The following is a 13,204-nucleotide window of genomic DNA, read 5'->3' as shown; positions in this document are numbered from 1 at the left end:
TTGACTACAAATCGCTTTCACTGATACATTGTATATTATTAATTACTGGGAAACGGAAGGTGCATTCCATATGCCTATTAAAATAATTGAAGGCTTACCTGTTAGAAAACAATTGCAACAGGAACAAGTATATACCATAGAATCGTCACGTGCGATATCTCAGGACATTCGTCCACTAAAAATTCTTATCTTAAATTTAATGCCGCTGAAGGAAACAACCGAGCTGCAGTTGTTGCGCCTACTTGGCAACTCTCCCTTACAAGTCGATATCGACTTTTTACATATGTCTACTCACAAAAGTAAAAATACGCCGACCTCATATCTGCAAAAGTATTATAAAACGCATGATGAAATTAAAGATGAACATTTTGATGGCTTAATCGTTACCGGTGCGCCAGTAGAGAAGTTCGATTTCGACAAGGTAGCCTACATCAATGAGCTTAAAAAAGTGGTTGATTGGGCACAATCACATGTCTTTAGTCGCTTCTATATTTGCTGGGGGGCACAATTCGCTTTAAACTATTATCACAATATCGATAAACTTCATTTAGATGAAAAACTTTTCGGCATCTTTGACTATCACAACGTCTTACCTAGCCACCCTTACATTCGTGGTTTTGATGACATCTATCAAGTTCCACAGTCTAGACATACTAAAATAAATGAAAAACAGGTGAGGGCTGTAGATGATTTAGAAATTCTGTCTGAGCATCCGCTTTTTGGACCAGATATTATCACTTCTACTAGTCAAAGAGATTTATTTATTTTCGGTCACTTAGAGTACGACCGTGACACGCTTAAAAAAGAATATGACCGTGACATAGAAGCTGGTGCGGATATTCAGCCACCATATAATTATTACCCGGGTGATAACCCGAAAGAAAAACCAATGTTTCAGTGGCGAAGCCATGGTCATCTACTCTTTAACAATTGGCTTAATGAAACTTATCAAAATACTCTTTATGATCTTTCTAAACTTCATAAGTTAAAATAAGAAACTGCTGCAGCGAACCTGCAGCAGTTTTTGTTAGCATGTTTTTGTAACCTTATTATTTAACGCTTCACTCTGTCTTGTTCTTGAGAGTTCCATGAGGCGTTTAGTGAATTCACGAGCGTATTTATCTAGCGTATGGTCTTTTAGATAAGTTACATTTTTCTCAATGACCTTATCTTCACGTGCTTGATCTAAGACAGGAATATCATTCGCACGCTTATAATCTGCAATTTCCCTTGTTATATTCATTCTTTCTTCAAACAATTTCATAAGTTGGCGGTCAATACGATCGATTTCATTGCGTAACTCTTCATGTCTCCCCATGGTAAACCTCCTCTATTATTTCGTTAAGATAGGACGATCAATTGTTTTACCCTCAAGCTCCAACAGGACATTTATTGACTGCATTAAGTCAGAGAACTCTGCAGGTGTCAGACATTGTTGGCCGTCACTCCAAGCATTCTCTGGATCTTCATGAACTTCGATTTGTAAACCACTTGCACCTGCAACTACTGCAGATTTTGCCATTGAAGGAATAACATATCTTGTACCTGCAGCATGGGATGGATCAACAATAATAGGTAGATGAGATTCCTTTTGTACTACCGGTACAGCTTGAATATCTAATGTATTACGTGTCGCTGTTTCAAATGTTCTGATACCACGTTCAACAAGTACTACATTTTCATTCCCGCCAGCCATGATGTACTCAGCTGACATTAACCATTCTTGAATTGTTGCCGACATTCCACGTTTTAAGTAAATCGGTTTGTTCGTTTGACCTAAGGCTTTAAGTAAATCAAAGTTTTGCATATTTCTCGCACCAATTTGGATGACATCCACCATATCAACGAATGTATCAAGATGGTCTGTACCCATGAGTTCAGAAACGATTGGTAATCCTGTTTCTTTCTTTGCTTCATTTAGAATTTTTAAGCCTTCGACACCAAGCCCCTGGAAACTATATGGTGATGTTCTAGGTTTGAATGCACCACCGCGCAGTGAATTTGCACCTGCTTCTTTAAGTTTAATTGCAAGTTCCACTGTGCTGTCTAGATCTTCAACAGAGCAAGGTCCTGCACACATCATAAAATGATCTGCCCCGACTTTAACACCATTTCCAATATCTATTACACTATCTTCTTCTTTAAAACTTCTGTTCGCTTTCTTATATGGCTTTTGAATTCTGTACACCCCGTCCACAATACTGTATTTTTTAAAATCATTTTCAGAGACTTTGGATGTATCGCCGATTAGACCGATGATTGTTCTTCTTTCACCATCAGAACGGTGCACTCTAAAACCCGCATTTTCTACTGCTGTAACCAATGTCTGAATGTCATTTTCCTTTGCGTCACGTTTTACATGAATAATCATAAATATAGCCTCCTAATAATTTTAAAAATAAAACTGCCACTTAACTTTAAAGATAAGTGGCAGTAGGTATAAAAAAATATATTAGAAGTCCCGACCTCTAGCCACTTATTTTTAAGTAAATGGCTAGACATTACAAAATCTTCAGCCATCATTGATACAAACAATTTGTTTTACGTTTGTACAAATGATGAGTACAAACGGTATCAAAAATAGCTAAAGTAAAGCGTGTTATTTGGTTGTATAATCTTGTGAGTTAACATAATAACCGCTCCTTGTAATGTATTTGATAGTTATTATAGACTCGGCTTTTTCGTTTGTCAAACCAAATCTCAAAATTGATTAAATCTTTACATAATTTAGTCATTTACTGTATAGTCATTAAGATAACAATACTTGGAGGCATATTTATGAACATCGCAATTATTGGTCTAGGAAATATAGGTGGCTCATTTGCCAAATCAATAAGAGCAAGTTTCCCTAACTATAAAATATATGCAATCGATATCGATACGGTTACTCTAGATAAGGCACAATCAATTGGGCTAATTGACGGAGGTTCTGATGATTTCACTGCTATTATACCTAAAGCAGATTTAATTATCTTTTCTGTTTACCCTACCTTACTCAAGAATTTAGTCGAAAGCTACGTCCCATACTTTAAAAATGGTGTTGTCATTACTGATGTGACCGGTGTTAAATCATCTGTAATCAATCAAATTGAACCCCTTTTACCTAAAAGTGCGGACTTCATTTTCGGTCATCCAATGGCAGGTCGTGAGAATCGCGGGCTAGAATTTAGTAGTCGTGAGGTGTTTATTGGCGCAAACTATTTAATTACACCCACTAGTCGGAATCTCGAAGAAAATATAGACTTCCTTAAAAACTTTGTTAAACAACTTGGTTTTGGTAATATATCTGTGATCACACCTGCTTTTCATGATGAGGTGATTGGTTTTACCAGTCAACTCGCGCATGTCATAGCGATTTCTTTAATCAATAGTGATGATACTAACCGCAATACAAAGCAATACACAGGGGACAGTTATAGAGATTTAACACGTATAACAAATATTAACGAAAAACTTTGGCCTGAATTATTTATGATGAATAAAGATCACCTTATTAAACATATTGATAATTTCAAAGTACAACTTGATAAACTGACTCAAGCAATTGAGAATGACGATGTTTCGACCATGGAAAACATGATGGTCGAGAGTACTAAACGCTACATGGATCTCCATGATTTGAATGAAGAGTAAACAAAAAAGGCGAGACCTGAAGTGATCACTTCAGGTCTCGCTTTTTGTTTCTTAGTATACTTTATCCCCGTTGAAAATTGAGTTTTTAACGATGACATAGTCTACATTTCTGATTGATTCTAAATCTTTACCGCCTGCATATGAAATAGATGACTGTAGGTCCTGTTGCATTTCTACTAAAGTGCCTTCAAGTGGCCCTTTATATTCAACGTACATTTTCTTACCTTCAACGTTTTTGTGTTCACCTTTTTGGAACTCTGAAGCTGAACCAAAGTACTCTTTATATTTCTTACCATTTTCTTCGTAAACTACGCCTGGCGATTCTTCGTGGCCAGCAAATAGTGAACCTATCATCACCATTGAAGCACCAAATCTTACTGATTTCGCAATATCTCCATGCGTACGAATCCCACCATCTGCAATAATTGGTTTAGATGCAGCTTTTGCACATAGACGTAGTGCAGCAAGTTGCCAACCACCTGTACCGAATCCAGTCTTAATTTTAGTAATACATACCTTACCTGGTCCAATACCTACTTTAGTTGCGTCTGCACCCGCATTTTCCAATTCACGCACGGCTTCTGGTGTACCGACGTTACCTGCGATTAGGAAAGATTCTGGAATATGTTTCTTAATGTGTTTAATCATATCCATTACACGGTCTGAGTGTCCATGTGCAATATCGATAGTAATATAGTCAGGTACTAAGTTTTCTTCTTTTAATTTAAGCACAAAGTCATATTCTTCAGGCTTGATTCCAACACTAATAGATGAGATCAAATCTCTTTCTTGCATCTTTTTAATAAAATCGATACGTGTCTCTGGGTTAAAACGGTGCATAATATAAAAATAACCATTTTCCGCTAAGTATGTAGCTATATTTTCGTCAATAATTGTTTGCATGTTAGCTGGAACGACTGGTAGTTTAAATGTGTGTTTTCCAAATTGAATCGAAGTGTCACACTCTGATCTGCTGTCAACAATACATTTGTTCGGAATTAACTGTATATCTTCATAATCAAAAACGCTATCCATGATAAATGCTCCTCTAATCCGTATATTAATTACATGATATTATTATCTCGTTCGCCAATAGGGATTATAAGGGATATGAATTATAAAGTCAACGAAAGACGTTGAAATAAAAAAGAACCGAAAATTTTCGGTCCTATCCTTTAAATATACTTGCAAGTTTACCGAAGAAGCCTTTCTTCGGTTCTTCAATTTGTTTTTCTACAGAATCACCATAGTTAAGGTTTTCTGGCTGTGTTTCTTTTTCCTCGTTAGATTGACTCATATCCACACTTGTTTTTGGCCGATCTATTGTGTCATCAGTAGATGGCTCAGGAGGTGCTTCCTCTGATATATGATTTTCCTTAGGTTCAGTTGCCTCAGATTCAGTTTTTGAAACTTCTTCTGTTGAAGTTCTAGTATCTTCAGCTTCCTCTGTTACATTTACTTCTTGTTCTATAGTAGAGTCATCAACTTCTTCCACACCAGGCGCCTCTGTTTTAATCGTTTCAGTTAATGCAGCCGGTTCCTCAGTGACTTCTTCAGATACAGTCGTTTCTGTCCCGTCTTCAGGTACTGTTTCAGATTCTAACTCATCTGCAGTTGAAAGTACCCCATCTTCTTCAAAAGCTGTATATTCAAGCGCTGCACGATCATATTCTTCAAGTCTTTGAACCAGAGTATTGATATTCGTTTTTAATGCTTTGTTTTCATTTTGTATTTCGTCTAATTTCTCTAATACAAGTGAAAACATTCTTGAAATATCGTGGTTCGACATATTAGAAACTTCGTTTGTCTCTTCTGAAGAATCTTCATCGAAACTATTTAAGTTCTCTATAATCTCATCTGCTGCTGAATCCAAAGTATTACCTGGAGATTTAGCAATTCTAATCATTTCCTGGAGGATGCTTACATCCTTTTTAGAGAAGAGTCTACGATTATATTCATCCTTAGCCACTTCATAATTTCTATCCTCAAGTAACCTAACATACTTTCTCACATTCTGATCGGATAACTCGACCATTTCTGTTACTTGTGCGGTTGTATAATATATAACGTTCCGAGACTGGTTCACCGTATCACTCCTGTAGGTTTAATACAATCATTATAACGCCTATCGTTACAAATTTCTAGATGTTTTATAGTGTTGTAACGGCGTTGCACCGTCTCAATTATCGAAATATTCTATTAAAACATTGACTTTGCTAACTACTTTTATATATATTTAATCTATCTTTCAACAAATACATAAGAAGAAAGGGCGTTACATATTGGATACTAAACTTTCACAAATATCATTAAATCCAGACCATACTGGAGCAACAACAAATCCTATTTATTTAGCCACTGCCTATGAACATGAAGGTGTAGGTAAATCAACTGGTTTTGATTATACAAGAACTAAAAACCCTTCAAGATCATTCTTTGAAGAGGCATTTGCTGACTTAGAAGGTGGCTATCAATCATTTGCAACTGCGAGTGGAATGGCCGCTGTTCAACTGTGTTGTAATCTATTCAACAGTGGAGATGAAATATTAGTAAGTTTTGACCTTTATGGCGGCACATTTAGAATTTTTGATTTCTACGAAAGTAAATATAATGTCAAATTCCACTATGTCGATTTTAATGATGAAGCAGCATTAAAAAATCACATAAACAATAATACTCGTGCGTTCTTTATAGAGCCTATTACTAATCCTTCAATGGAAAAAACTGATTTAAAACCTCTATATAAGCTCGCTGAACAACATGAAATTCTCACCATTATCGACAATACATTTTTAACACCTTATCTTTCGCAACCCTTGACTGAAGGTGCAGACATTGTACTTCATTCAGCAACTAAATATATTGGTGGACACAATGATGTATTAGCAGGCGTTGTCACCGTTAAGGATTCAGAATTAGCAGAACAATTATTCCTATATCATAATATGGTTGGTGCAACACTCTCACCAATTGATTCTTTCCTTTTACTTAGAGGGCTTAAAACCCTACATATTCGTATGGATCGCTCAATTGAAAACGCCAAAAAAGTGGCTGCCTATTTTAATGGACATAAGAGTATAAAAGACGTACTTTATGCTGGAACTACAGGCATGCTCAGCTTACGTTTCAATGACAACTATAGCGTCAATAAATTCTTAGAGAATATTGAAGTATGTACTTTTGCAGAAAGTTTAGGTGGAACTGAAACCTTTATCACATTCCCATTCACACAAACCCATGCAGAAATGCCTGATGAGGAAAGATTAAAACGCGGTATCGATGATACTTTAATCCGGTTATCAATTGGTATTGAAAATGCAGATGATATTATTAATGATATCGAACAAGCTTTAGAAAAATCTATAAAATAGAATGCACTATAAAAACCCCTTTCGTTAGCATTATCAACGAAAGGGGTTTTCCTATTCAATTAGCTTAACAAAGCACCTTCTTCATGGCTTTTTAAGCCAAGTGCCTTTGTAGTTCGTTCATTTACTTCTTTAAACAACTCTGGATTTTGGGACAAGGAAGTACCGTAAGTTGGTATCATTTCTTTAATTTTGTCTTCCCAGCCCGGGAACTCTTCTGGGAAGGCTCTACTGATTAAATCAAGCATCGCATCTACACAGACTGAAGCCCCTGGTGATGCACCTAGTAAGGATGCTATCGAACCATCTTCTGATACGATTGTTTCCGTACCAAACATCAATGTACCTTTTCCGTCTTTGTCTGTATCCTTGATAACTTGAACGCGTTGACCAGCAACTACTGTTCTCCAGTCCTTACTTTTGGCATCAGGAATAAATTCTCTTAGCTCTTCGATACGCTCTTCTTGCTTTAATAATACTTGTTGTATTAGATATTTTGTTAATCCCATTTCCTTAGCACCAGCGGATAGCATCGTTAAGACATTATAAGGTTTTACCGATGCAATTAGGTCTAAATATGACCCTGTTTTTAAGAACTTAGGAGAGAAGCCTGCAAATGGTCCAAATAATAGTGAACGTTTACCATCGATGTAGCGTGTATCTAAGTGAGGTACAGACATTGGTGGTGCACCCACTTTCGCTTTACCATACACTTTCGCTTCATGTTTATTGACGATTTCTTCATCTTCACAAACTAAAAACAGGCCACTGACAGGGAATCCACCGATTTTTTTAGACTCTGGTAATTTCGTTTTTTGTAAGAGTGGTAGACTCGCTCCACCTGCACCAATAAATACAAAATCAGCGGTATGAAATTCTAGTCTACCCGTATTTAAATCTTTTACTTTCACTTGCCATTTGCCAGATTCTGTACGTCTTAAATCTTGCACCTCGTGCTTATACTCAACTTCAATACCATCATTTGCTAGGTTATCAAATAATTTTTCTGTTAGACTTCCGAAGTTAATATCCGTTCCGGAGTCAATTTTAGTCACTGCAATTTCTTCAGATGGTTGGCGGCCTTCCATCATTAAAGGCACCCATTTTTTCAATACTTCATGATCATCTGAGATTTCCATACCTTCAAAAAGTGGACTTTCAGTTAACTTGTCGACACGTTTTTTAAGGAATTCAATATTCTTTTCACCTTCAACAAAACTCATATGCGGCACTGTATTTATAAATTCAGATGGCGAAGATAACTTGCCATTTTCTACTAGATAAGACCAGAATTGTTTTGATAGTTGGAACTGTTCATTGATTTTAATTGCTTTTGTTGCATCAATTGTCCCATCCTTCATTTCCGGTGTATAGTTTAGTTCACATAAAGCTGAATGCCCTGTCCCAGCATTATTCCATGCATTTGAACTTTCACTTGCCACAGCATCCAGTTTTTCGAATACCTTGATATTCCATTCAGGTTTTAATTCTTTTAAAAGCGTTCCAAGCGTGGCACTCATAATTCCACCACCGATTAGAACGACATCAGATTTGCTAATAGAAGTAGCCATAATCTTATCTAAGCCCCTTATTCTCTTATTAATTGTTTTATTTATATACAGTATACTCTTTTTACTCAAGTTCTTAAAGTCAAATTACGTAATGCGTTATACTAATTAAAAAATGTGTCATACTAATAAAATATTCAAAAAAGTCACCTGTTTATAACAAACAAGTGACTAAAGAATTTCATTATGAAAGTTGATTGTTAACAAACTGTGCAAATTCATCCGCATCACCTGAAGTGATATTTACCATTGCGATTTTGCCCATACCATCTGGGAATTCTATAATCAGTGAGTCATTCTCAACACTTGCTTTAACGATGTCAGTATAAGCAAACACGCGAGTGTAAGCCTCGCCGTTCATATCAACATTCATAAACATACGTTCATTCGTTGTCATGTACGCTCCCTGGAAATAATTCTGATCTCTCACTTTATATAGTAGAGTCCCCGTTAGTGACGGCCCAAATTTTTCCGTCGGATACAGGTCTGCCTCTGTTAAATTGAGCAAATCCATGTTGTTACCTCCTATATATTATTCAAGATTTTCCAGTTGTTTTTCTGTGCAACGGATAAAAGGTCAGAATCTGGCGAAACAGCAACCGGCTTACCTACAAGTTCTAACATTTTTAAATCTGAAATGCTATCACTATAAGCACGACTGTTTTTCCAGTCAATTTCCTTATTCTTGAAGTGATCTTTTATGATATCAATTTTGCGTTCAGCAAAGACACGCTCAAAACGGGCCTTATAGTCAAGTTTTCCTTTAGTGTTATAGTTTACAGATGACCCCACAATTAAGTCAAAACCTATACCTTTAAAGAGGGCTTCTAATAAAGGAATAAAAGCACCTGATATTAAAACGACATAGTAATTGTCTTGTTTTAACTGTTTAATCTTATCTAGTAAGGGACGACGAAGCTCTTCAGACATAGACCTTGCAACATCAGTGAAGAATTCTTCTATATCAGTCTTTGAATAACCTTTAAAAGAAAGAATATACGACTCAAGCGCTCTTTGTTGCATTTTAATTTTAGGCACTAATTTTAATTTATAACCGAAATATGTAGGTGCAAAATAACGTACAAAACGTTTATAATTCTTTTTATATTTTGGATGACTTCGAAGATGCAAACGCAAAGTTTCGAAGGTTTCATGTGGGTACAATGTGCCATCAAAATCAAATAATGCTACTTTCATGTCGCTTTTGTCCTCTCCCTAAATAGTAATATCTATAGTAAATATTTTAACATAAATGATTTAGGGTATATACTATTATGCAATGACGATTAGGAGGGTAAAAATGGATTTAACAGTATATTTAGCCGGAGAAATTCATTCTAACTGGAGAGATGAAATCGAAACATTATCAAAAGAAAAGAACTTACCATTAACTTTTGTCTCACCACAAACCAACCATGATTTATCTGATGATATTGGTGAAAACATTCTTGGTGAGCAACCAAGTAAGTACTACCGTGATGATGCTGCTTCAAGCATCAATAATTTACGCACACAAGTAATGATGAACAAAGCTGATATTGTTATTGCCCTATTCGGTGAAGAATACAAACAGTGGAATACCGCAATGGATGCAACAACAGCGATTAATCTCGGCAAACCACTCATTCTAGTTCGCCCAGAAAAGCTTATTCATCCTTTAAAAGAAATCTCTCAAAAGGCGAATGTTGTTACAGAAAATGTTCAACAAGCGATGGAAGTTATCGAGTACATCTATAAATAAATTCACTTTTATTAAGCCGCTTCAGCACCTTACCTACGCGGCTTAATTTTTTTAAGTTTTTTTAATACTCCAATTGACGTTGTAAATTTTCCCGATGACCGCTATAATTGGCCCATGTGTCAGATATATTGCTCTTACTAAAATATATTACAAAAGGGGAGATTTATAAGATGATTTTAAATAGTGCATTAAATTCTGGCTTTACATTCTCTGTAGGTTGGCAACATTATCTAATGATTGCCTTATACTTTTTACTTCTTGCAGGGATTGGTTATTATGCGTACAAACAATCCACATCTACAATGGATGAATACACACTTGGTGGCCGCAATATCGGTCCTTGGGTGACTGCATTATCTGCAGGTGCTTCAGACATGTCAGGTTGGATGCTAATGGGACTACCTGGAAGTATGTATGAAGTTGGTATGTCCAGTTTATGGATTGCAATTGGTCTTACTGCCGGTGCATATGTGAACTACATCATTGTTGCACCAAGACTCCGTATCTATTCTGAAGTATCTGAGAACTCGATTACTTTACCTGACTACTTTGAAAATCGTTTTAAAGACGAAAAACATCTCGTAAGAATCATAGCAGGACTAGTTGTTGTTATATTCTTCGCTGTATATACAGCTAGCGGAATGGTGTCAGGAGGTAAACTCTTTGAAAATGCCTTTGATTTACAGTATCATTGGGGACTTTTCATTACAGCTAGTGTCGTCATTATCTATACATTTGTCGGTGGCTATCTAGCAGTTAGTCTAACCGACCTCTTCCAAGGCATAATAATGTTTATAGCCATATTTATGGTTCCTATTGCAACATGGTTAACCCTTACAGGTAATGGGGTTGAGCCTTTTGTAAGATTGGAAGACCTCGGTGCAATAAACGATGTTGATTACATGTCCATCATAAGTGGTGTTTCTTTTATTACTATAATTAGTAATCTAGCTTGGTTTTTCGGTTACTTTGGTCAACCGCACATTATTATACGTTTTATGTCCATTAAAACACATAAATTACTACCTGCTGCACGACGTATTGGTATAACATGGATGGCTATTTCACTAGCAGGCGTTTCACTTGCTGGTCTACTGGGCGTCGTTTTTATAGACCATACTCGGCACTATGTTGAAGATCCTGAAACAATCTTGATTTTAATGAGTCAGGTACTCTTCCATCCTCTTGTTGGTGGTTTCTTCTTAGCCGCTATTCTAGCGGCAATTATGAGTACAATTTCTTCTCAACTATTAGTGACTTCGAGTTCACTTGTACAAGACTTTTATAAAATGATTCGTCACCGTGTATTAAAAGGTAAGGAAACTAAAACAGAAGCTGAACTTGATAAAATTTACGTTGCGATGAGTCGCTTATCAGTAGTTATTGTTTCCCTTGTTGCGATTGTTATTGCATGGGACGATGAATCAGTAATCTTAAGTATAGTAGCCAATGCCTGGGCAGGATTTGGTGCTGCTTTTGGTCCACTCGTTGTAATGTCACTACACTGGAAAGGCATGACTCGCTCTGGTGCAATTGCCGCAATCATTGGTGGTGCCGCTACTGTAATCATTTGGATTGCAGCGGGTACATTTGGTACTGGCTTATATGAAATTATTCCAGGAGTTATCGTTTCAACACTCGCTGGTATAATCGTAAGTAAGATGACTCAGAAGAAAGAACTTAAACCAGAAATTACCCGCGAATTCGAAGAGACTGAACGTATTCTTAAAGGGTAGTAAATACGATTTGTCCATCACTCATTTGTTAATATAATGAGTGATGGTTTTTTATTTAAAAGTCTCTCCCCTTTAAAGATAGAGATATGATAATCTTTAAATGAGGTGGACAAATGACAGAAAAATATTTAAACAGAACATTTATATTGGGTATTGCTTTTACTTTACTTATTGCATTAATCAGTATGGGCTTAGCTCAACTGCCTATTGTACAGAACATTGGTGCTTTAGCTATTGCCTTACTTATCGGTCTAATTTACAGGCAAATATTGGGTTACCCTGAGTCCATTCGCCCAGGCATTACCTTTTCTGCTAAGAAACTCCTAAGAGTAGCGATTGTTTTCTATGGTTTTAAATTAAATTTACAACTTATTATCTCTGAGGGTTGGATTATGCTAGTACTTGGAGCAGGCGTGATTCTCTTATCCTTTTTACTCATGCATGTCTTTAATAAGTTCATGAATACAAATTCATCTATCATGTTCTTGCTTGCTGCAGGGACAGGTATATGTGGTGCTGCCGCTATTTCAGCAGTAAGTTCAATAACCAAAGCAAAAGAAGAAGATACAGCTATTAGTATTGGTTTAATCTCAGTTGTCGGAACAGTTTTCGCCTTAGTTTATACTTTTATTGGGCCAGCTATAAATATGGACAACAGTGTTTATGGTCTATGGAGCGGCTTAAGCTTACATGAAATTGCTCAAGTGGTTCTTGCAGGCGCAACTGGTGGGGATGATGGAATGGCCATGGCCCTATTATCAAAACTAAGTCGAGTATTCTTATTAATTCCAGTCAGCTTTATTATTATGTATGCATTCGCGAAGAGAAATCATACAGATGCAAAAGGAAAAGTTGATATACCTTATTTCTTAGTTTTCTTTTTAGTTGTCACAGTGTTGAACACTTTTATTTACATACCTGATAATATACGAAATATTATTGATCAACTCACTACCTTACTAATGGTTATGGCTATGGTTGGGCTTGGCTTAAGTGTCTCTCTTAAATCTATTAGAGAAAAAGCAATGAAACCACTGATTGCCTTAATTATTGTATCTATTATTTTATCCCTAGTTACTTACTATGTCGCAAGCTTTATAAGTAAGTATCCACCCGTATAACGGGTGGCTTTTTTTCAGCCCTATAAGGGCTCATTCC

13 protein-coding genes are annotated in these 13,204 nt (G+C 36.3%); 6 read left to right on the top strand and 7 right to left on the bottom strand.

What is annotated here, in order from left to right; genetic code table 11:
• The first annotated feature begins 70 nt into the window (after nt 1-70).
• A complete protein-coding gene (locus tag EYB29_RS09550) occupies nt 71-994 on the top strand; it encodes a homoserine O-succinyltransferase (RefSeq protein ID WP_166627141.1) in 924 nt (307 codons plus the stop codon).
• Between the two features lie 33 nt (nt 995-1,027).
• On the opposite strand, the gene EYB29_RS09545 is transcribed toward EYB29_RS09550, so the two are convergent.
• Nucleotides 1,028-1,318 carry a chorismate mutase gene (locus EYB29_RS09545; RefSeq protein ID WP_166627140.1) on the bottom strand — a complete coding sequence of 97 codons (291 nt, stop codon included), beginning with the start codon at nt 1,316-1,318 and terminating at the stop codon, nt 1,028-1,030.
• Between the two features lie 15 nt (nt 1,319-1,333).
• Nucleotides 1,334-2,371: a 3-deoxy-7-phosphoheptulonate synthase gene (gene aroF / locus EYB29_RS09540; protein WP_026865828.1), complete on the bottom strand. Its 1,038-nt coding sequence runs from the start codon at nt 2,369-2,371 to the stop codon at nt 1,334-1,336.
• A gap of 407 nt (nt 2,372-2,778) precedes the next feature.
• On the opposite strand from aroF, the gene EYB29_RS09535 reads away from it, so the two are divergent.
• Nucleotides 2,779-3,633 carry a prephenate dehydrogenase gene (locus tag EYB29_RS09535; protein WP_166627139.1) on the top strand — a complete coding sequence of 285 codons (855 nt, stop codon included), beginning with the start codon at nt 2,779-2,781 and terminating at the stop codon, nt 3,631-3,633.
• Between the two features lie 51 nt (nt 3,634-3,684).
• On the opposite strand, the gene guaC is transcribed toward EYB29_RS09535, so the two are convergent.
• Nucleotides 3,685-4,668, bottom strand: a complete 984-nt coding sequence (gene guaC / locus EYB29_RS09530; protein WP_035855240.1) for a GMP reductase — start codon at nt 4,666-4,668, stop codon at nt 3,685-3,687.
• A gap of 133 nt (nt 4,669-4,801) precedes the next feature.
• Complete coding sequence (locus EYB29_RS09525; protein WP_166627138.1) at nt 4,802-5,719, bottom strand: prolipoprotein diacylglyceryl transferase; 918 nt, start codon at nt 5,717-5,719, stop codon at nt 4,802-4,804.
• A gap of 193 nt (nt 5,720-5,912) precedes the next feature.
• Between EYB29_RS09525 and EYB29_RS09520 the strand changes: the two genes are divergently transcribed.
• Nucleotides 5,913-7,004, top strand: coding sequence for a PLP-dependent transferase (locus EYB29_RS09520; protein ID WP_166627152.1), 1,092 nt, complete (start codon nt 5,913-5,915; stop codon nt 7,002-7,004).
• A 59-nt stretch (nt 7,005-7,063) separates the two neighbouring features.
• Here the strand turns inward: EYB29_RS09520 and mqo are convergent, their stop codons facing one another.
• The 3 genes from mqo to EYB29_RS09505 all read right to left on the bottom strand — a co-directional run bounded on the left by mqo (nt 7,064) and on the right by EYB29_RS09505 (nt 9,766).
• Nucleotides 7,064-8,575 carry a malate dehydrogenase (quinone) gene (gene mqo / locus EYB29_RS09515; protein ID WP_256370671.1) on the bottom strand — a complete coding sequence of 504 codons (1,512 nt, stop codon included), beginning with the start codon at nt 8,573-8,575 and terminating at the stop codon, nt 7,064-7,066.
• 178 nt (nt 8,576-8,753) lie between these two features.
• Nucleotides 8,754-9,083 carry a hypothetical protein gene (locus EYB29_RS09510; protein ID WP_166627137.1) on the bottom strand — a complete coding sequence of 110 codons (330 nt, stop codon included), beginning with the start codon at nt 9,081-9,083 and terminating at the stop codon, nt 8,754-8,756.
• A gap of 11 nt (nt 9,084-9,094) precedes the next feature.
• Nucleotides 9,095-9,766, bottom strand: coding sequence for an HAD family hydrolase (locus tag EYB29_RS09505; protein ID WP_166627136.1), 672 nt, complete (start codon nt 9,764-9,766; stop codon nt 9,095-9,097).
• 103 nt (nt 9,767-9,869) lie between these two features.
• On the opposite strand from EYB29_RS09505, the gene EYB29_RS09500 reads away from it, so the two are divergent.
• From EYB29_RS09500 to EYB29_RS09490, 3 genes are all read left to right on the top strand, one after another.
• Nucleotides 9,870-10,310, top strand: coding sequence for a YtoQ family protein (locus tag EYB29_RS09500; protein WP_026865836.1), 441 nt, complete (start codon nt 9,870-9,872; stop codon nt 10,308-10,310).
• A gap of 170 nt (nt 10,311-10,480) precedes the next feature.
• A complete protein-coding gene (putP, locus tag EYB29_RS09495) occupies nt 10,481-12,046 on the top strand; it encodes a sodium/proline symporter PutP (protein ID WP_166627135.1) in 1,566 nt (521 codons plus the stop codon).
• A 113-nt stretch (nt 12,047-12,159) separates the two neighbouring features.
• Nucleotides 12,160-13,167 carry a YeiH family protein gene (locus EYB29_RS09490; protein ID WP_166627134.1) on the top strand — a complete coding sequence of 336 codons (1,008 nt, stop codon included), beginning with the start codon at nt 12,160-12,162 and terminating at the stop codon, nt 13,165-13,167.
• Nucleotides 13,168-13,204 lie beyond the last annotated feature (37 nt).

Source organism: Jeotgalicoccus sp. S0W5 (assembly GCF_011634875.1).
GTDB classification, from domain to species: Bacteria; Bacillota; Bacilli; order Staphylococcales; family Salinicoccaceae; genus Jeotgalicoccus; species Jeotgalicoccus marinus.
The sequence above is the reverse complement of the archived record's forward strand: the minus strand, read 5'-3'. Positions and strand labels throughout refer to the sequence as shown.